This is a genomic window from Shinella sp. WSJ-2 (genome assembly GCF_003432075.1).
Taxonomy (GTDB): Bacteria; Pseudomonadota; Alphaproteobacteria; order Rhizobiales; family Rhizobiaceae; genus Shinella.
The window spans coordinates 245793-263987 of record NZ_QWBU01000003.1 but is presented as its reverse complement, the minus strand read 5'-3'; the positions used below and the strand labels follow the sequence as shown (position 1 = coordinate 263987).

At 64.4% G+C, this 18195-nt stretch carries 19 protein-coding genes; 9 read left to right on the top strand and 10 right to left on the bottom strand.

Going from position 1 to position 18195, the window contains the following annotated elements:
• Positions 1–49: 49 nt before the first annotated feature.
• Positions 50–445, bottom strand: a complete 396-nt coding sequence (locus D0Y60_RS08940; RefSeq protein WP_117368933.1) for a VOC family protein — start codon at positions 443–445, stop codon at positions 50–52.
• A 98-nt stretch (positions 446–543) separates the two neighbouring features.
• Positions 544–912, bottom strand: coding sequence for a DUF4406 domain-containing protein (locus tag D0Y60_RS08935; protein ID WP_117368931.1), 369 nt, complete (start codon positions 910–912; stop codon positions 544–546).
• Between the two features lie 97 nt (positions 913–1009).
• Here D0Y60_RS08935 and D0Y60_RS08930 point away from each other — a divergent pair, with 97 nt between their 5' ends.
• A complete protein-coding gene (locus tag D0Y60_RS08930) occupies positions 1010–1765 on the top strand; it encodes a DeoR/GlpR family DNA-binding transcription regulator (protein ID WP_117368929.1) in 756 nt (251 codons plus the stop codon).
• On the opposite strand, the gene D0Y60_RS08925 is transcribed toward D0Y60_RS08930, so the two are convergent.
• Entirely contained in the window at positions 1766–2773 is a 1008-nt protein-coding gene (locus D0Y60_RS08925; protein WP_117368927.1) for an asparaginase, read from the bottom strand.
• A gap of 82 nt (positions 2774–2855) precedes the next feature.
• On the opposite strand from D0Y60_RS08925, the gene D0Y60_RS08920 reads away from it, so the two are divergent.
• Positions 2856–3593, top strand: coding sequence for a DUF3750 domain-containing protein (locus tag D0Y60_RS08920; protein WP_117368925.1), 738 nt, complete (start codon positions 2856–2858; stop codon positions 3591–3593).
• A gap of 162 nt (positions 3594–3755) precedes the next feature.
• On the opposite strand, the gene D0Y60_RS08915 is transcribed toward D0Y60_RS08920, so the two are convergent.
• A complete protein-coding gene (locus tag D0Y60_RS08915) occupies positions 3756–4619 on the bottom strand; it encodes a sigma-70 family RNA polymerase sigma factor (protein ID WP_117368923.1) in 864 nt (287 codons plus the stop codon).
• A 107-nt stretch (positions 4620–4726) separates the two neighbouring features.
• On the opposite strand from D0Y60_RS08915, the gene D0Y60_RS08910 reads away from it, so the two are divergent.
• The 3 genes from D0Y60_RS08910 to D0Y60_RS08900 all read left to right on the top strand — a co-directional run bounded on the left by D0Y60_RS08910 (position 4727) and on the right by D0Y60_RS08900 (position 8006).
• Complete coding sequence (locus D0Y60_RS08910; RefSeq protein WP_117368921.1) at positions 4727–5185, top strand: carboxymuconolactone decarboxylase family protein; 459 nt, start codon at positions 4727–4729, stop codon at positions 5183–5185.
• Between the two features lie 299 nt (positions 5186–5484).
• Positions 5485–6921, top strand: a complete 1437-nt coding sequence (locus D0Y60_RS08905) for an MFS transporter (protein ID WP_199564131.1) — start codon at positions 5485–5487, stop codon at positions 6919–6921.
• 152 nt (positions 6922–7073) lie between these two features.
• Positions 7074–8006 (top strand): GGDEF domain-containing protein, encoded by a 933-nt coding sequence (locus tag D0Y60_RS08900; RefSeq protein WP_147324511.1) that lies wholly within the window; start codon positions 7074–7076, stop codon positions 8004–8006.
• A gap of 3 nt (positions 8007–8009) precedes the next feature.
• Here the strand turns inward: D0Y60_RS08900 and D0Y60_RS08895 are convergent, their stop codons facing one another.
• Complete coding sequence (locus D0Y60_RS08895) at positions 8010–9011, bottom strand: NAD(P)H-quinone oxidoreductase (RefSeq protein WP_117368917.1); 1002 nt, start codon at positions 9009–9011, stop codon at positions 8010–8012.
• Between the two features lie 320 nt (positions 9012–9331).
• Here D0Y60_RS08895 and D0Y60_RS08890 point away from each other — a divergent pair, with 320 nt between their 5' ends.
• Complete coding sequence (locus D0Y60_RS08890) at positions 9332–9589, top strand: DUF1344 domain-containing protein (protein ID WP_117368915.1); 258 nt, start codon at positions 9332–9334, stop codon at positions 9587–9589.
• Between the two features lie 35 nt (positions 9590–9624).
• Here D0Y60_RS08890 and D0Y60_RS08885 read toward each other — a convergent pair whose 3' ends face one another.
• The 5 genes from D0Y60_RS08885 to D0Y60_RS08865 form a co-directional block, all read right to left on the bottom strand.
• Positions 9625–11448: a GGDEF domain-containing protein gene (locus D0Y60_RS08885; RefSeq protein ID WP_117368913.1), complete on the bottom strand. Its 1824-nt coding sequence runs from the start codon at positions 11446–11448 to the stop codon at positions 9625–9627.
• Between the two features lie 122 nt (positions 11449–11570).
• On the bottom strand, positions 11571–12008 hold the full coding sequence (locus tag D0Y60_RS08880; protein ID WP_117368911.1) for an EamA family transporter: 438 nt from the start codon (positions 12006–12008) through the stop codon (positions 11571–11573).
• Positions 12005–12394, bottom strand: a complete 390-nt coding sequence (crcB, locus tag D0Y60_RS08875) for a fluoride efflux transporter CrcB (RefSeq protein ID WP_117368909.1) — start codon at positions 12392–12394, stop codon at positions 12005–12007. The genes D0Y60_RS08880 and crcB overlap by 4 nt, the downstream gene beginning before the upstream one ends.
• A gap of 203 nt (positions 12395–12597) precedes the next feature.
• A complete protein-coding gene (locus D0Y60_RS08870; protein WP_117368907.1) occupies positions 12598–13764 on the bottom strand; it encodes an acetyl-CoA acetyltransferase in 1167 nt (388 codons plus the stop codon).
• 57 nt (positions 13765–13821) lie between these two features.
• On the bottom strand, positions 13822–14370 hold the full coding sequence (locus tag D0Y60_RS08865; RefSeq protein WP_117368905.1) for an HdeD family acid-resistance protein: 549 nt from the start codon (positions 14368–14370) through the stop codon (positions 13822–13824).
• Between the two features lie 151 nt (positions 14371–14521).
• Here D0Y60_RS08865 and betI point away from each other — a divergent pair, with 151 nt between their 5' ends.
• The 3 genes from betI to betB are packed head-to-tail and all read left to right on the top strand — an operon-like array spanning position 14522 to position 18181.
• Positions 14522–15157, top strand: a complete 636-nt coding sequence (betI, locus tag D0Y60_RS08860; protein WP_117368903.1) for a transcriptional regulator BetI — start codon at positions 14522–14524, stop codon at positions 15155–15157.
• Between the two features lie 29 nt (positions 15158–15186).
• Complete coding sequence (gene betC, locus D0Y60_RS08855) at positions 15187–16716, top strand: choline-sulfatase (RefSeq protein WP_117368901.1); 1530 nt, start codon at positions 15187–15189, stop codon at positions 16714–16716.
• Between the two features lies 1 nt (position 16717).
• Positions 16718–18181, top strand: a complete 1464-nt coding sequence (gene betB, locus D0Y60_RS08850; RefSeq protein WP_117368899.1) for a betaine-aldehyde dehydrogenase — start codon at positions 16718–16720, stop codon at positions 18179–18181.
• The last annotated feature ends 14 nt before the right edge of the window (positions 18182–18195 follow it).

Genomic DNA, 18195 nt, shown 5'->3' with positions numbered 1-18195 from the left:
GCGATGTGCAACCCTCTCCCGCGGCCGGGAGAGGGTTGCGGATCGGCGATCAGCCGCCCGACTGGTCCATATGCATGAACTCCCAGACATTGCCGTTGATGTCTTGGAAGGAGCAGCCGTACATCGGGCCGAATTCGATGTTCGGCTTCCATTCGCGGCCGCCGGCGGCCAGCGCCTTGGCCTTGAAGTCATCGACTTCCTGGCGGCTCACCGCAGAGAAACAGGTCAGCGCCTGCGTTTGCTGCTCGGGATCGCCGACCTTGCCGTTGACGAACTGGGCAAACTTCTCCTCGGTCAGGTGCATGACGAAAATGTTCTCGTCCACCACCATGCAGGCGGCGGTGTCGTCGGAGAACTGCTCGTTGAAGGTAAAGCCGAGCGCGCCGAAAAAGCGGCGGGTCGCTGGCAGGTCCTTGACGGGCAGGTTGACGAAAATCATGCGCATGGAAATCCTCCTCGATTGTTGGCGATGCGGGGCGTTTTCCCCCATCATGCCACAAGGACGTAACACGACGCCCCTTCCCGACAAGGTTTTCGAAAAAATTACGCCGCCGCCGCAGCGCAGCCCGGTACATCCTCCAGCCGATGCCAGACCGGAATGCCGCGTTCGCGGGCGATGCGCACGTCATTGTCCGCACCCTTGCTGTCGCCGGGCAGGCGCAGCACGCCCTCGCAGAGTTCGAGCAGGCGATGCGCCGTCGGATAAAAGATCTCCTCGTGCAGGGCATCGCCGATCTCCTGGCCACCGGCCGCATGCCAGACGGGCAGCGCCACCCATTCGCCGATCATGGGTACATGGCCGGCCTTGAACAGCGCATAGGACGGTGCCTCCAGCCGCTTCAGGTTCTCCGCCATCTTCTGCGGGTCATCCCCGGTGCCCGAGCGATACGGGCCGGCAACCAGGATCAACATGTCTTACTCCTTACATTTTGCACGAAATATCCGGATTATTCTGGATATTTCACGATTATTCGTGTAATTTCGTGCAGAGTCAAGATGGAGTTCGCATATGCTGACCAGCCAGAGAAAGGCACTCATCGCCCAGCGCCTGAGCCGCGACGGGGAAATCGTCGCCAAGACGCTCGCGGCGGAACTCGACCTGTCCGAGGACACGATCCGCCGGGATCTGCGGGAAATGGCAGCGGAGGGGCTGTTGAAACGCGTGCATGGCGGGGCACTGCCGCTTGCCCCGGCCCTACCGGATCTTGCCGCGCGCCAGACGCTGGCAGCCGACGAAAAGGCGGCACTCGGTGCCCGTGCGGCGGCGATGATCGAACCGGGACAGGTGATCTTCCTCGACGGCGGTACGACGACGGCCGCCCTTGCCCGCGCGCTGCCGCGCAGCTTCGCCTTCACGGTGGTGACGCACAGCCCGACGATCGCCTGCGAACTCGAACGCCACCCGACCGCCGAGGTCGTGCTGATCGGCGGCCGGCTCTACAAACATTCGATGGTGACGACGGGCGCCGTGGCGCTGGGGGCGATCCGCGGCCTGAAGGCTGACCTCTATTTCATGGGCGTCACGGCTGCCCACCCGACGCAGGGCCTGACGACCGGCGACATGGAGGAAGCCGCCACCAAGCGCATCATCGCCGAAAACGCCGCCGCCACCTGGGTCCTGCTCACCGCCGAAAAACTCGGCCGTGCATCCCCCTGGAAAATCATGCCAACAGGCTCAGCCACCGGCCTTATCGTGCCTGATAGCCTCGCACCGGAAATGCTGGCGCCCTATCGGGAACTGGATGTGGAGATACGGGAAGCCTGATCAGGCCGCGAACGCGTCCGTCACCCTGATATCGCCGACATGAATGCCGTTCCAGTTCTTCATGGAGCGGTTGGCCTGGGCCATCAGGGCGGCGTGGATGTCCGGCTCTTCCGTGAAGAAACGGGCAAGCGTGGCGGCGACCATGCTTTCGGCGGCGCGGGTCGTGCCGTCCTCGCATTTCAGCGCAATGGCGAGGCCCTTCTCCGGAATGGCGGCACAGAAGACACCTTCGGCGCCGGTCTTCGCGAAGATGCGGCCGGGAGCGGTTTCCATCAGGCGGGTGCAGGCGCGGCCGGTGCCGGCGACGAAGAAGGGCTCGGCCATGCAGGCCTCTATCAGGCGGCGCGAGGCTTTTGCGCGCTCGGCACCGAGGCCGACGCCGGTCGCCATCTTTGCGAAGCCGTGGGCGAGACCCTTCATCGGCACGGCATAGGTCGGGATCGAGCAGCCGTCGACGCCGCAATTGTCGACGGCAAGTGCGGCGCCCGTCAGGCTTTCCATGATGCCGCGGATTTCGGCCTGCACGGGATGCTCATAGCGCACATAACCCTTGAGGTCCTTGCCGGTGTGGCAGGCGGCGCAGACGAAGCCGGCATGTTTGCCGGAGCAATTGTTGTGCAGGGCCGTCGGGCGATCGAGCAGACGGGCCTGGCCGATCAGCACGGGCTGTTCGAAGGACCAGTGCGCGCCACATTCCAGCACGCTCTCATCGACGCCGGCGGCGGCGAGCATGGAGCCGGCCAGACGGGCATGCGCCGCTTCGCCGCTGTGCGAGGAGCAGGCGAGCGCCAGTTCCTGGTTGCCGAAGGCATGGGCATCGGCGGCACCGCTTTCGATCAGCGGCAGCGCCTGCATGGCCTTGCAGGCCGAACGGGGGAAGACGCCGCCATCGATATCGCCCTGCGAAAACACCACCGATCCATCGCCATCGACCACCACGACCATGCCGCGATGGCGGCTTTCGACGAGATTGCCGCGCGTGACTTCGACAAGTACCGGATTTGCCATGATCGTGCCCTCAAATTTCCGATTTCCGCTGCGGTATTATCCGAAATCGATCGAACTGCCCACTCGGTTTCGGAGCGCCCGCATGAAATTGCTGAGGAACGTCCTTGTCCTCTTTCTGGTGATCTATCTGATGCCCGCCTTGGGCGCCGCCGGCTACTGGTACATCAAGGACCGTCCGGCCAACTGGCGTGAGGCGAACTGGACTTCCGCCGGCATCCTGCCGGACGCGAAGACGACGCCGCAGGCGACGATCCACATCTTCTCCGCCGCGACAGGCGGCATGAAGGGCGCGGTGGCGAGCCATGCCTGGATCGTCACGAAAGAGGCGAATGCCGCAAGCTACAATCGCTACGACAAGGTCGGCTGGGGCACGCCAGTGCGCAAGAATGCCTATGCGCCCGATGCCTTCTGGTATTCCAACACCCCGCGCATTGTCGCCTCCGTCAGCGGCAAGGAGGCGGCGCGGCTGATCCCGAAAATCGAGAAGGCGATTGCGGCCTATCCCTATTCGACGCCCGGCGCCTACCGCATCTGGCCCGGGCCGAACTCCAACACCTTCGTCGCCCATGTACTGCGCAGCGTGCCGGAACTCGGGGTCGTGCTGCCGCCGGATGCCGTGGGGCGCGATTACCTGCCGGAAGGCAAGCTGTTTGCCGTGGATGCGGATGGCAGGGACGTGCATGCGACGCTCTACGGCCTGCTCGGCGTCTCCGCCGGCCTGCGCAGCGGGCTGGAGCTGCACATCATGGGCCTCGTCGCCGGCATCGATGTGATGCGGCCGGCGATCAAGATCCCGGCGATCGGGCGGATCGGGATTTAGCCCGCAGCCGCCCACCGGCCGCTCCCCCCTCCGTCATCCTCGGGCTTGACCCGAGGATCCACCCATCCGCACCGTCTTGCCCGTGGCATGGATCCTCGGCCGAGGATGACGTCGGTGGGTGGGAAATGTCGGGGCTTCAAGGTATCTTCTCGTGGCCGCCTCTTACAGATATTCCACCTCGCAGGCCGCGATGCGCGCGGGATCGGCGATGGAGTTGATCGCGATGATCTGATCGCCCTCCACCTCCATGAGCACGACGAGCTTGAGCTGGCCGCCGAGAATGACGGCGAAGCCGAGCTGGCCGTCGATGAGGGCGAGCTTCGCCGCCGTCGCCTTGCCCTTAAAATTGGTCGCCACGGCCTGGGCGCCGTGCATCTCGGCGAGCGAACCGAGCCTGACGGCATCCGCATCCGCGTGGAAGACGACGTCGGGATCGAGCACGGCTAGCAGGCCGGAGAAATCGCCGTCACGCGAGGCGGCGAGGAAGGCGGCGACGACGTTCTTGCGGCGGTCGTAATCGGCGGATGGGGTTTCCGGCAGGCCCTGCACCCGGCGGCGGGCGCGGCTCGCCAGCTGGCGGGCAGCGTCCGGCGAGCGATCGACGATGCGGCCGATCTCCTCGAAGGGCACGTCGAACATATCGTGCAGCACGAAGGCGAGGCGTTCGACGGGCGCGAGGCGCTCCAGCACGACGAGCATCGCCAGGCCGACGGAATCGGCAAGGGCGGCCTGTTCATCGGCGCCGGCTGCCGGGTCGGCGTGCTGGACTTCGCCTTCATCGCCGTCGATCGGGTCCTCGCGGCGCCTGGTGCGGGCACGCAGCATGTCAAGGCAGATGCGACCGACGACGGTCGTCAGCCAGCCCGCAGGGTTTTCGATACCATCACCGGCGCGCTCCAGCCGGAGCCACGCCTCCTGGACGGCGTCATCCGCCTCCGTATGCGAGCCCAGCATGCGGAAGGCCACGCTGCGCAGACGGCCGCGCTCGGCCTCGAAACGCTCGGTCCAAAACTTTTTTTCGCTCATCGGTCACACTCCCTCGGTTCGTGGCGTCATGGCCATGACGAACGAAGCCGCACCGGTGTGACAGGGCTCGCAACCGTCGAAGCGAAAACAGTGCAAGGAGCATCAAAATGCAATCCCGTATGACCAATATCGTTACCATCCTCCCCGAAGTCATGAAGGCCATGCAGGCGCTGCAAGGTGCGGCCCAGACGACGGAGTTGCCGGAAAAGACCGCTCATCTCGTGCATCTGCGCGCCAGCCAGATCAATGGCTGCGGCTTCTGCGTCGATCTGCACCCGCGCATGATGAAGAAGGCCGGCGAGAGCGACCGGCGCATCCTCTCCGTCGCCGCCTGGCGCGAGGCGCCGTTCTATACGGATGCCGAGCGCGCCGCCCTTGCCCTGACCGAGGCGCTCACCCGCATCGCCGACCGCGAGGAGCCGGTTCCGGACACGGTCTGGAACGAGGCCACCCGCCACTACGACGAGAAGACGCTGGCCGCCCTCGTCGTGGAGATCGCGGCGATCAATGTCTGGAACCGCTTCAACGTGGCAACCCGGCAGGTTGCCGGCGAGTGGAACCCATAAGACGCGGCTGGCGGGAGGCTTGGGGGCGGGGCTTGCAGGCGCAGACCCCTACCTTCGCTTCCTTTCTTACCCTTCGTCTCCTCCCTTCCGCCGCCTCTCACCTCCTCTCCGTGCCGGGAGATAGATACCTGGGACGATTACGCACCACGCGATCCCGCGGCCGATTATCTGGCGTCGCCGCCGCTCACTCCCGCCCACCCTTCATTCCGCTCGCCTTTTCAACCAAAAGTCACGGCTTGAACTCCCGATAGGGCCGTGCGACGTCTCTCCCGCACTTTTGCACTCCGAGGTCCGTTCCCATGTCCGATAGCGTCATCACCCCGAAGGAAGCCGCGCCGCGGCTGTCCAGCCTGTTTCATCGCGGCACCCTGTTCGGGACGCTGATGCTCGGCGGCGGGATCATGCTGCATGCGGTGGAGACCTATATCACCGCGACGCTGATGCCCTCGATCGTGCGCGATATCGGTGGTCTCGAGCTCTTCGCCTGGGCGACGACGATCTATGTCGCGGCCTCCGTTCTGGGCTCGACCTTCGTGGCCGTCAGGCCGGAAAATGTGACGCTCAACCGCTGCTACGTCTTCGGCGCGGTGCTGTTCGGCATCGGCAGCCTGGTCTGCGCCATCGCCCCCACCATGGAGATCGTGCTGGCAGGCCGTGCGATCCAGGGGCTCGGCGCCGGCTTCCTCGTGGCGCTCGGCTATGCCTTCATCCGCTATGTCTATCCCGAGGCGCTGTGGAGCACGGCCTCCACGCTCTACGCCGCCGTCTGGGGCATCGCCACCTTCCTCGGGCCGACCATCGGCGGCATCTTCGCGGCCGGCAGCGCCTGGCGCGAGGCTTTCGCGCTGCTCGTGCCGCTCTCCGCCATCATGGCCTTCGTCGCGCCCCGGCTGTTGCCCTCGGGCGAAGGCGAGCGCGTGACGACCAAGACGCCCTTCGTGCAGATCGTACTTCTGGTGACGGCCGTCGTGCTGCTCTCCTTCGCAAGCTCGGTGGATGCGCCGGCGCTGCGCGGCGTTCTCGCGGCGGCCGCCGTCATCGGCATCATCGCCACCATCACCATCGAGCGCCATGCCGAGGCGCGGCTGCTGCCGGCCGGCACGATCAGCCTCGGCTCGCCGCTTGCCCGCGTCTATCTCATCATGCTGCTGTTGCTGGTGACGATCTGCTCGGATGTCTACATCCCCTATTTTCTGCAGGTGCTGCACGGCGTCACGCCGCTGATCTCGGGCTATCTCGTGGCGCTTCTGGCGCTCGGCTGGACGACGGCGGCCTTCATGACCGCAAGCCTCAAGGGAAGGCTGGCCAACCGCGTCATTCTCATCGGCGGGGCAATCGAGACGCTGGCCACCGCGCTGCTCGTCTTCACGCTCGCCCGGCACAATCCCGACAGCGGCCTTGTCCTGCTCGTGCTCTCGACTGTTTTCACCTACCTGATGGGTTTCGGCATCGGCATGGGCTGGGCGCATCTCGTGACCCATGTCATGTGGCTTGCCCCCGCAGGCGAAACGGACAAGGCGTCGGCGGCCATCACCACCATGCAGGCGCTCGGTGCTGCCTTCGGGGCGGCGCTCGCCGGCATCATCGTCAACTCCACCGGGCTGTTGCAGCCGGGCGGCGTCGAGGGTGCGGTGACGGCGGCGCGCTGGCTCTATGCGCTGCTCGCGTTGCCGGCGGCCCTCGCCATCCTGCTTACCATCGGCCTGCCGCACAAAGCGACCGGGCTCGGCGATTGAGGATTTGTTAACGTCGTCCTGCGGTCGCGATTGCGACACTGCCGCCTTCTGCCACAAAGGGCACCTATCGTCGGTCTGGCCGGCGATTCTGCCCCGGAAAGGACGAACGGTTGCGGCTGAGCGATGGACATGGCTGGCTGGAAGAAAGCGGCATGGCGAAGATCGATACGATCCTGCCGCTCGCCCTTCTCCGCGACCGCGCCACCACGGACCTTATCCTGTCCGGCCTCGACGCGTCCGGCGTCGCCTTCGCGCTGTTTTCGCCCGATGATGAGCTTGCCTACGGTTCCGCAGCTTTCCGTCTGCTCTTCGACGTGCAGTCCGGCGCCAGCACCTTTGCCGACATCATGCGCAATTGCCACGGCAAGCGCGTCGGACCGAAGATCAGCCTGCCGATTGAGGAATTCCTCGACATGGCCTGCAAGAGGCGGCGCAGCAGCCCGCAGCGCACCTTCGAGATCGATATCAGCGACGACAGGTGGTTCCTCGTCAACGAGACGCTGCTGCCGGGCGGCTGGCTGTGGCATGTCTTCACCGACATCACCATGCTCAAATCCAACGAGCGCGTGCTGCAGCTTGCCCGCGATGCCGCCCGCCTCGCCGCCGATACGGACCCGCTGACCAGCCTCTTCAACCGCCGGGCCGCCATGGAGCGGCTGGAGGCGGACATGCAGGCGGCGTTGCGCGACGGCACGCCGCTCTCGCTGGTGCTGATAGACCTCGATAATTTCAAGAGCATCAACGACCGCTACGGCCATGCCAATGGCGACCGGGTGCTGAAGCACTTTGCCGCCGCCGGCCGGCAGGAACTGCGCGGCGGCGACTTCTTCGCGCGCATCGGCGGGGAGGAGTTTCTGGTGCTGATGCCGGGCACCGGCCTGCGCCAGGCGACAGACGCCATCGAGCGGCTGCGCAGCCACATGGCGCGGGCGGAGAACCGGGCCGACCTGTGCTGCAGCTACACCATGTCGGCCGGTATCGCCGAATTCTGCGGCACGGCGGCGGAAGACCTTTTCGAGCGCGCCGACCGGGCGCTCTACCGCGCCAAACATCTCGGCCGCGACCGCATCACCTGCGCCGAATAGATCTTAATCGAAGGTCAGCACGATCTTTCCGATGTGATCGCCATGCTCCATCATGCGGTGGCCGGCGGCGGCCTCCTTGTAAGGCAGAACGGCGTGGATGACCGGGGCGATGCGCCCCTCCTCCAGCAGCGGCCAGACCTTCTCCAGCAGGGCATCGCGGATCGCCTGCTTTTCCGCCGCGGTGCGCGGGCGCATGGCCGAGCCCATCAGGCGCAGGCGCTTTTGCAGGATCGGCGCGAGGCTGACTTTTTCGGCGAAGGTGCCGCCGAGGAAGGCGATGATCGACAGGCGCCCGTCGCGGGCGAGCGACTTGAGGTTACGCTCGAAGTAGGCGGCGCCGATCATGTCGAGGATGACGTCGACGCCGGCCTTGCCCGTTTCTTCCGCGATGACGGTGCAGAAATCCTCGTTGCGGTAGTTGATGGCGCGGCTGGCGCCGAGATCAAGGCAGGCCTCGCATTTGTCCGCCGTGCCGGCCGTCGTGAAGACGCGCGAGCCCAGCGCGGCGGCAAGCTGGATCGCCGTCGTGCCGATGCCGCTCGATCCGCCGTGGATGAGCACGCTCTCGCCTGGCTTCAGATCGGCCATCATGAAGAGGTTCGCCCAGACGGTGAAGAAGGTTTCCGGCAGCGCCGCTGCCTTCACCGCATCATAGTCTTTCGGGAAGGGCAGCGCCTGGGTGGCGGGCACCGCGCAATATTGCGCATAGCCGCCGCCATTGGCCAGCGCGCAGACCTTGTCGCCAAGATGATAGCCGATCACGTCCTCGCCGATCGCCACCACCTCGCCCGCGATCTCCAGGCCGAGGATGGGGCTCGCATCCGGCGGCGGCGGGTAATCACCCTTGCGCTGAAGCACGTCCGGCCGGTTGATGCCGGCTGCCGCGACGCGCACGAGAATCTCGCCGCTGCGCGGCTGCGGCGTGCGCCCCTCGGTCGGCACCAGCACGTCGGGGCCGCCGTGTTCGCTCAGCCCGATATAGGACATGGATGATGGAACTGGCATGGATAGACCCTCCCCGCATGTTGCGACCGCATCTCTTTGGTGATTCTAGCCCAAAGTACGAATCTTTTGAATCGCTTGGATGCGTTTGCTGCGACATCACGTGGCGCTTGAACATCGTCAAGATTTGGCCGCGAAACCCTGAAATTTCGGCTGTTTCGCGGCCGTGAAAATTAAATCTTGTTAATTTGAAAACGGATTTTTCCAGGCCTAGCCTCTCTTCCGAAGCCGGGGAGCGCCGGCAGCCCTTCCCTTGACGGCTGCGACGCGACGCCTCCCGGACGGCTTCTCAGCCCCGCCCGGGGCCCTTATGGACGACCCAGATGCGTGTTCTTCTTTCCAATCTCGCCATCGTTTCCATTCTTGCCACCCCAGGTCTTGCCCTCGCCGCCAAGTCGGCGACCGGTACGGTCAAGGAGTACAACAAGGCGTCGATGTCTCTGACGCTTGCCGATGGCACCGTCTACCACCTTCCCAAGGGGTTTCACGATCCCGGACTGAAGGCTGGCGAGAAGGTGGCTATCTCCTTCGACATGTCCGGCAAGAACCACGAAGCGAAGACGGTGAAGATTCTCCGCTGACGTGGCACGGGGCGGGTCCGCGAGGGCCCGCCCTATTATGAACGACGTGCCGCTGCCGCAGGCTGCATGTCGCCCGAGACCGAGGAGAGCACGAGCCCCCCGTCGCTCTCCTTGGCATCCGCCTTCAGGGCGGCGATTCGGCTGCTGATCTGCCCCGCCTCGCCGATCACCTCACCTTCCGGCACCACCAGCACGACGGCCGAACAGCGCATCAGCGGAAATTTCGTCTGATGGCCCGCCCGGTCGCGGCCACGGATTTCCCCGGCCAGCCGATCCTCCGGCGAATAGAGCGCGCGCACCTCGCGGGCGAAATCGGCAAGCAGCCGTTCCAGGATATCCTGCACGACCTCCACCGGCCGACCGGAAACGCCGGCAAAAAAGTCATCCCCGCCGACATGGCCGACGAAGACATCCTCGCCGACGAATTCGCGCCGCAGCAGCGAGGCGAAGAGCGACAGCGCGAGATCGCCCTTGTGGAAGCCGTAGTGATCGTTGAACGGCTTGAAATTGTCGAAATCGAAGTAGCACAGGCAGCGCAGCTGGTCGCCGTCGAGCGCCTTGTCCTGCAGGTAATCGCGGATCGAGCGGTTGCCCGGCAGGCCGGTCAGCGGGTTCTGGTCCTCCGCCGTCTTCAGCCGCTTCTCGTTGATGATCTTCAAGAGCGACGAGGCCGAGAGGATGCCGGCATAGCGCAGGTTCTCGGTGAGGATCACGCATTCATTGCCGCCCATGCCGGTGAAGACATCGAGCAGCTGTTCGGCCGGCGTATCGAGATCGGCAATCGGCGCCATGGTGACGAAATGCGACAGGCTCTTCTGGTATAGCCTGTTCTTCAAGAGGTCGCGGCCGAACGGGTGATAGCTCAACTCCTTGACGTGATATTCGTGGAGGATGCCACGCGGCTCGTCATTGGCGTTCAGCACCGGGAAGAAGGTGCGCTTGGGATCGCGGCGGAAGAATTCGAAGACCGATTCCAGGCTCTCGTTTTCCCGGAGCACCGCGACCTGCTCGATCTCGCGGCGGATGAGGATACTGTCCAGCGTGCGCGAAGAGCGGCGCGTGCCGCCCGCCCGCGCCACCTGCGCATAGACGGGGCTCAGCGCCGAAAAATCCGTGACGGGGTGCGAGACAAACCAGCCTTGCACGAGATCGCAGCCCGCCTCTCGGCAGGCGATGAACTCCGCCTCGCTCTCCACGCCTTCCGCAATGACGCGAATGCCGAGAACATGGGCTGCATTGACCGTGTTGCGCACGAGATGGCGCTTTCGCGCATCGCTTTCCATGCCGGAAATGAAGTGGCGGTCGATCTTGAGATAATCAACCGGATGGTCGCAGAGCAGCTTCAGGCCGTTGTGCCCGACGCCGAAATCGTCGATGGCGAGCTTGAAGCCGGCGAGCCGCAGCTTGCGCACCAGCATGGCGAAATCCGGCAGTTGATCATTGTTAAACCGCTCGGAAATCTCGAAGCAGATCGACGAGGCCGGGATGCCGGCGCGGCTGAGATGGCCGGCCAGGCGCTCGACGAGGTCAGAGCCCTCGGCCACCAGTCGGGAATCGAGATTGACGAACAGCGTGCGCGAGCGGAAATCCGGCAGCGCCGCGAAAGCGGCGATCGCCCGACTGTTGACCATGTGCTCGAGCGCCAGAAGCTGGCCGGCCTCGTGCGCCCGGTCGAGGAGATCGAGCGGCGAGCGGAAGCCCAGCCGGTCGAAACCGCGCATCAGCGACTCGTAGCCGAAGACGGCACCGGTGGCGGCCTCGACGATCGGCTGGAACGCCGTTTCGATAACCAGCTTGGCGAGCGTGACGATCTCACCATCGCCGAAGCGACGAAGGGCGAGCAGTTCGGCGGCGGACATGGGACGCTCCGGGGCTTTTACACTGCCGCGAAGTCTCTCTTCCGATCCCTGAAAAATCCGTTTCCGTAGTGTGACAATTCGATGAAACTGCAACGACTACAAGGAGTTGAAAAAGAAACCCCTCATATGGGCAAGGCAAGCAGCAGCGCGCCGCCGCCGATCATGGCAACCGCGATCCAGTGCGTTGTCGAAAGCTGCTCGCTAAGGAAAAGCACGGCGAAGACGGCGACGAGCACGACGGAGAGCTTGTCGACCGGAGCGACCTGCGCGGCCTTGCCGATCTGCAGCGCGCGGAAATAGCAGAGCCAGGAGGCGCCGGTCGCCAGACCCGAGAGAATGAGGAAGATCCAGCTCTTCACCGGCACCGTGCCGGGTGCCTGCCAGTTGCCGGCAAGCGTAAGCATCAAGGCGATGGCCAGCAGGATGACCACGGTTCGCACGAAGGTGGCGAAGTCGGAATTGACCTCCGATATGCCTATCTTGGCGAAGATCGCCGTCAGCGCGGCGAAGATTGCCGAGCCAAGCGCCCAGACTTGCCAGGAGGTCAGAAAGGTCTTCACACTGCACCTCCCGCGAGCATGACCCGCGTCAGCGCCAGTCCTGCGGCGACCGCCAGCAGTGAAACAAAAACCGATGCGCCGACATAAAGCGCCGCCAGCCCCATCTCGCCACGCTCCCAGAGCAGCGCCGCATCAAGCGAAAAGGCGGAGAAGGTGGTGAAGCCACCAAGTATGCCGGTGGTCAGGAACAGCCGTGCCTCCTGCGGCAGACTCACCTTGAAGGCGAAGACGCCGGCGATCAGGCCCATCAGCAGGCAGCCGAGCACATTGATGATCAGAGTGCCGGCGGGAAAATGCGTGCCGAACAGCTTTGCCGCCAGCACATTCACCCCATGCCGGCCGGCACCGCCGATGCCTGCACCGAGAAAGACGATCAGATAGGTCATGTCCGTGCCTCACAGTCCGTTGTTGCGACATCCGGACAACAAAAAACCGCCCACGGGCGGTCGCAGAACACGCTCCCGCCGTCGACGGCCATCGCTGGCCGGCCTGGCACGAGCTATCAGCCGGTCAACGGCTGATATCGGGGAGCTCCATCCCCATCCCACAGGCGAATTTCTAGGCCCAGACGCCGTGGCTGTCAAACCGCTCAGTGCTTGCGTTCGAGGATGGAGACATAGTTCGCGACAGCCGCCCCGCCCATGTTGAACAGGCCGCCGAGCGTGGCACCCGGCACCTGGATGCCACCCGCCTCGCCGGCAAGCTGCATGGCCGTCAGCACATGCATGGAGACCCCCGTCGCGCCGATCGGATGCCCTTTCGATTTCAGGCCACCAGAGGGATTGATGGGCAGGCGGCCGTCTTTCGCAGTTTCACCCGAGAGCGCCAGACGGCCACCCTCGCCCGGCCTGGCAAGGCCCATCGCCTCGTATTCGATCATCTCGGCAATGGTGAAGCAGTCATGGGTTTCGACGAAGGAAAGATCACGGAGCGTCGCCCCGGCCTGCGCCAGCGCCTGCCGCCAGGCTTGCGCGCAGCCGTCGAACATCAGGATATCGCGCTTCGACATCGGCAGGAAATCCTGCACATGGGCGGCCGCGCGGAAGCCTATGGCCCGCGGGGCGCTGGCGGCGGCATCGGATGAGGCGAGCACGAGAGCGGCGGCGCCGTCGGAGACCAGCGAGCAATCGGTGCGTTTCAGCGGCCCGGCGACGAAAGGGTTTTTCTCGCTTTCGGTGCGGCAGAAATCGAAGCCGAGATCCTTCTGCATCTGGGCATAGGGATTGGCGACCCCGTTCCTATGGTTCTTGGCGGCGATGGCCGCGAGCGCATCGGATTGGTCGCCATGGCGCTGGAAATAGGCCCACGCAATACGCCCGAAGACACCGGCAAAACCGGCCTGCGTGTCGCCGTCTTCCGGAAGGTAGGAGGCTTTCAACAGGTTCGCGCCGATCTCGGCGGCGGGCGTTTTCGTCATCTGCTCGATGCCGACGACCAGCACATGGCGCGCGGCACCGGCCCTGATAGCACGGATGCCCTGGTGCACGGCGGCCGAACCGGTGGCGCAGGCATTTTCCACCCGCGTCGCCGGCTTGAAGCGCAAGGCGTCATCGGCCTGCAGCACGAGGCTTGCGGTAAAATCCTGCGGCGAGAAACCGGCGTTGAAATGGCCGAGCACGATCTCGTCGATATCGCCGGCCGACAGCCCCGCATGGGCGATCGCCTCGCGCGCGACGGTCACGATCAGGCTCTCGACCGTCTCGCCTTCAAGCTTGCCGAAGCGTGTATGCGCCCAGCCGATGATGGAAACGTCCATGAACAATCCTCCCGTCGGCATGATGGGCCGATGGCGGCGGGAGGTAAAGAGCAGAGGCTATTTTCGCAGCGCGAGGCCAAAGCCGATGAGCGCCCAGCCCTGCATCGCGAGATCGAAGGCAAGGAAAAGGCCGAGCAGCCAGAGGCTGTTGACCGGCCAGCCGAGCAGGAAGACGAGACCCGCAAGCGCGGTGACGATGCCGCCCGCCATCAGCCAGCCCCAACCCTTTTCCGGGCGGACACGCCAGGCCGCGAAAATGCGGAAGATGCCGGCGACGAGCAAGGCTGCGGCCATCAGCAGGGTCAGAACGGCGGAGGTCAACACCGGATTGACGAAGGCGAGCACGCCGGCTGCCAGATAAAGCAGCGCGCTCAGCGCCCAGGCGATCGTCTCCCGCCAGGCCTTGACCTGGAAGGCATGGGCGAGATGCACGGCCCCGCCAACGATCATCAGCATGCCGACATAATAGACCGAGGCGACCGTCGCGATGAAGAGATTGGCTGCCGCGATGCCGCCGAACAGGAGCAGCACGACACCAAGGGCAACAAACCAGCCCCATTTGGCGCGGACGTCGGAGAGTGGGTTCATTCCGGGAGAGAGGACCATGACGCACCTCGAAAATTGAATGAAAACAAAACCAGCCTAACACGAAAGAACACGCCATTGCGACATCTGATTGAACCATTGCCGGCATCGAAAATTTTTATTGATTGATCGATCAATTAAAAATACCTTTGACGATAATAAGGGGAACAGTATGCCGAAGGTTGGGATGGAGCCGGTGCGCCGCAAGGCGCTGGTAGACGCGACGCTGAGGGCGGTCGGCGATCACGGCTCGCTGACCGTGACCATGTCGGAGATCGCCCGGCATGCCGGCGTATCTCCGGCGCTTGCCCATCATTATTTCGGCTCCAAGGAACAGCTCGTCATCGAGACGATCCGCAGCCTGCTGCGCCAGCTGCGGGCCGATGCGGTCGCAGCACTCCGGGAAGCGACGACGCCGCGGGAGCGGCTTTCAGCAGTGATCCGCGTGAATTTCCAGGCGCATCAGTTCGCGCCCGAGACAGTGGCGGCCTGGCTTGCCTTCTATTCCGAGGCGCAGCGCTCCGAGTCGGTGCGCCGGCTGCTCGTCGTCTATGCGCGACGGCTGAATTCCAGCCTGCTCTCCAGTCTCAAGCAGCTTTGCCCGGCCGAGAACGCCGCGCAGATCGCCGATGGCGCCGCCGCCATGATCGACGGGCTCTATCTGCGGCAAGGGTTGCGCTCGGCGCCCGTCAGCATCGAATCGTCGATTGCGCTGACCGAGAGTTATGTGGATGCGCAGCTTGCCGCTGTCGCGGGTGCTGCTTTACCCGACGCGGGCCGGCGAGCACCCGTCACAGAGAAACGTTAAATCCGAATTTCTTTTTCAAGGACCTGTCCGTGACCGCCAGCAAGCCGAATATCCTGATCATCATGGTCGACCAGCTCAACGGGACGTTTTTCCCCGATGGGCCGGCGGACTGGCTGCATGCGCCGCATATGAAGGCGCTCGCCGCCCGCTCGGCGCGTTTCCGCAACAACTACACGTCCTCGCCGCTCTGCGCGCCGGCCCGCGCGTCCTTCATGGCCGGGCAATTGCCAAGCCGCACGCGGGTCTATGACAATGCGGCGGAATATGTCTCCTCCATCCCGACCTTTGCACACCACCTGCGCCGCGCCGGCTATTACACGGCGCTGTCAGGGAAAATGCACTTTGTCGGGCCGGACCAGTTGCACGGCTTCGAGGAACGACTGACCACCGATATCTACCCGGCCGATTTCGGCTGGACGCCGGATTATCGCAAGCCGGGCGAGCGCATCGACTGGTGGTATCACAATATGGGCTCGGTGACGGGCGCGGGTGTCGCCGAGATCACCAACCAGATGGAATATGACGACGAGGTCGCCTTCCTCGCCAACCAGAAGCTCTACCAGCTTTCGCGCGAGAACGACGACCAATACCGCCGCCCCTGGTGCGTGACCGTCTCCTTCACCCACCCGCACGATCCCTACGTGGCCCGCCGCAAGTTCTGGGACCTCTACGAGGATTGCGAGCACCTCTTGCCCGACGTCGGCATGCTGGAGGAGCAGGATCCGCATTCCGCCCGCATCCTGCATTCCTGCGACTACGCCAAATTCGCCATCAGCGGCGAGCATGTGCGCCGTTCGCGCCAGGCCTATTTCGCCAACATTTCCTATCTCGACGAAAAGGTCGGCGAGCTTGTCGATACGCTGACGCGCACGCGCATGCTGGATGAGACGCTGATCTTCTTCTGCTCCGACCATGGCGACATGCTCGGCGAGCGCGGCCTGTGGTTCAAGATGAACTTCTTCGAGGGCTCCGCCCGTGTGCCTTTGATGATCGCCGGTCCCGGCGTAACGCCCGGCCTGCACCTCGCCCCCTCCTCCAATCTCGACGTGACGCCGACGCTCTGCGATCTCGCCGGCATTTCCATGGACGAGGTGATGCCCTGGACGGATGGCGAAAGCCTTGCGCCCATCATCAACGGCGCGGAGCGCATCTCGCCCGTCCTGATGGAATATGCGGCGGAAGCCTCGTATGCGCCGCTCGTCGGCATCCGCGAGGGCAAGTGGAAATACATTCACTGCGAACTCGACCCCGAGCAGCTTTACGACCTCGAGGCCGATCCGCACGAACTCAACAACCTTGCCTTCTCGGAGGATACGGTCGTTCAGGCGACACTCGCCGCCTTCCAGCAGATGCGCGAGGCGCGCTGGGACATGGCCGAATTCGACGCCGCCGTGCGCGAAAGCCAGGCACGGCGCTGGGTGGTCTACGAGGCGCTGAGGAACGGCGCCTATTACCCCTGGGACCACCAGCCGCTGCAGAAGGCATCCGAACGCTACATGCGCAACCACATGAACCTCGACAATCTCGAGGAATCCAAACGCTATCCGCGGGGAGAATAAGATGAGAGCCCAACCCAAAGCCTCGCATTTCATCGATGGCGCGTATGTCGAAGACACAGCCGGCACGCCCTTCGAGAGCATCTACCCCGCCACCGGCGAGGTGATCGCCAAGCTCCATGCGGCAACGCCCGCCATCGTCGAGAAGGCGATCGCGTCCGCCAAGCGTGCCCAAAAGGAATGGGCCGCGATGAGCCCGACGGCGCGCGGCCGTATCCTGAAACGCGCCGCAGAGATCATGCGCGAGAGGAACCGCGAGCTTTCGGAACTCGAAACGCTCGATACCGGCAAGCCGATCCAGGAAACCATCGTCGCCGACCCGACCTCGGGCGCCGACGCCTTCGAATTCTTCGGCGGCATCGCGGCAGCCGGCCTCAACGGCGATTATATCCCGCTCGGCCAGGATTTCGCCTTCACCAAGCGCGTGCCGCTCGGCGTCTGCGTGGGCATTGGCGCGTGGAACTATCCGCAGCAGATCGCCTGCTGGAAGGGCGCGCCGGCACTGGTCTGCGGCAATGCCATGGTCTTCAAGCCCTCGGAAAACACACCGCTCGGCGCGCTGAAGATCGCGGAAATCCTCATCGAGGCCGGCCTGCCGAAGGGTCTTTACAACGTCATCCAGGGCGACCGCTCGACCGGCCCACTGCTCGTCAACCACAAGGACGTCGCCAAGGTCTCGCTGACGGGCTCCGTGCCGACGGGCAAGAAGGTGGCGGGTGCCGCCGCCTCCGACCTCAAGCACGTCACGATGGAACTCGGCGGCAAGTCGCCACTCATCGTCTTCGACGACGCCGATCTCGAAAGCGCCATCGGCGGTGCGATGCTCGGCAATTTCTATTCGACCGGCCAGGTCTGCTCGAACGGCACCCGCGTCTTCGTGCAGAAGGGCATCAAGCAGAAGTTCCTGGCGCGTCTGAAGGAGCGCACGGAAAAAATCGTCATCGGCGACCCGATGGACGAGGCGACCCAGCTCGGCCCGATGGTTTCCAAGGCGCAGCGCGACAAGGTCATGGACTACATCGAGAAGGGCAAGGCCGAGGGCGCGACGCTTCTGACCGGCGGCGGCATTCCGAACGCCGTTTCGGCTGAGGGCACCTATATCCAGCCGACCGTCTTCGCCGATGTCACCGACGACATGACCATCGCGCGCGAGGAAATCTTCGGCCCGGTCATGTGCGTGCTCGATTTCGATCATGAGGACGAGGTCATCGAACGCGGCAACGCCACCGAATTCGGCCTCTCCGGTGGCGTCTTCACGGCCGACATCACCCGCGCCCATCGCGTCGTCGACCAGCTGGAAGCCGGCACGCTCTGGATCAACACCTACAACCTCTGCCCCGTGGAGATCCCCTTCGGCGGTTCCAAGCAATCCGGCTTCGGCCGCGAAAACTCGCTGGCGGCGCTGGAGCACTATTCGGAGCTGAAGACGGTCTACGTGTCGATGGGCAAGGTAGAGGCGCCGTATTGAGATTTCGCCCCGTA

What these genes read in the sequence shown, in the direction of transcription:
- D0Y60_RS08940 (WP_117368933.1), bottom strand. Translation starts at nt 445, where the DNA reads ATGCGCATGATTTTCGTCAACCTGCCCGTCAAGGACCTGCCAGCGACC.
- D0Y60_RS08935 (WP_117368931.1), bottom strand. Translation starts at nt 912, where the DNA reads ATGTTGATCCTGGTTGCCGGCCCGTATCGCTCGGGCACCGGGGATGAC.
- D0Y60_RS08930 (WP_117368929.1), top strand. Translation starts at nt 1,010, where the DNA reads ATGCTGACCAGCCAGAGAAAGGCACTCATCGCCCAGCGCCTGAGCCGC.
- D0Y60_RS08925 (WP_117368927.1), bottom strand. Translation starts at nt 2,773, where the DNA reads ATGGCAAATCCGGTACTTGTCGAAGTCACGCGCGGCAATCTCGTCGAA.
- D0Y60_RS08920 (WP_117368925.1), top strand. Translation starts at nt 2,856, where the DNA reads ATGAAATTGCTGAGGAACGTCCTTGTCCTCTTTCTGGTGATCTATCTG.
- D0Y60_RS08915 (WP_117368923.1), bottom strand. Translation starts at nt 4,619, where the DNA reads ATGAGCGAAAAAAAGTTTTGGACCGAGCGTTTCGAGGCCGAGCGCGGC.
- D0Y60_RS08910 (WP_117368921.1), top strand. Translation starts at nt 4,727, where the DNA reads ATGCAATCCCGTATGACCAATATCGTTACCATCCTCCCCGAAGTCATG.
- D0Y60_RS08905 (WP_199564131.1), top strand. Translation starts at nt 5,485, where the DNA reads ATGTCCGATAGCGTCATCACCCCGAAGGAAGCCGCGCCGCGGCTGTCC.
- D0Y60_RS08900 (WP_147324511.1), top strand. Translation starts at nt 7,074, where the DNA reads ATGGCGAAGATCGATACGATCCTGCCGCTCGCCCTTCTCCGCGACCGC.
- D0Y60_RS08895 (WP_117368917.1), bottom strand. Translation starts at nt 9,011, where the DNA reads ATGCCAGTTCCATCATCCATGTCCTATATCGGGCTGAGCGAACACGGC.
- D0Y60_RS08890 (WP_117368915.1), top strand. Translation starts at nt 9,332, where the DNA reads ATGCGTGTTCTTCTTTCCAATCTCGCCATCGTTTCCATTCTTGCCACC.
- D0Y60_RS08885 (WP_117368913.1), bottom strand. Translation starts at nt 11,448, where the DNA reads ATGTCCGCCGCCGAACTGCTCGCCCTTCGTCGCTTCGGCGATGGTGAG.
- crcB (WP_117368909.1), bottom strand. Translation starts at nt 12,394, where the DNA reads ATGACCTATCTGATCGTCTTTCTCGGTGCAGGCATCGGCGGTGCCGGC.
- D0Y60_RS08870 (WP_117368907.1), bottom strand. Translation starts at nt 13,764, where the DNA reads ATGGACGTTTCCATCATCGGCTGGGCGCATACACGCTTCGGCAAGCTT.
- D0Y60_RS08865 (WP_117368905.1), bottom strand. Translation starts at nt 14,370, where the DNA reads ATGGTCCTCTCTCCCGGAATGAACCCACTCTCCGACGTCCGCGCCAAA.
- betI (WP_117368903.1), top strand. Translation starts at nt 14,522, where the DNA reads ATGCCGAAGGTTGGGATGGAGCCGGTGCGCCGCAAGGCGCTGGTAGAC.
- betB (WP_117368899.1), top strand. Translation starts at nt 16,718, where the DNA reads ATGAGAGCCCAACCCAAAGCCTCGCATTTCATCGATGGCGCGTATGTC.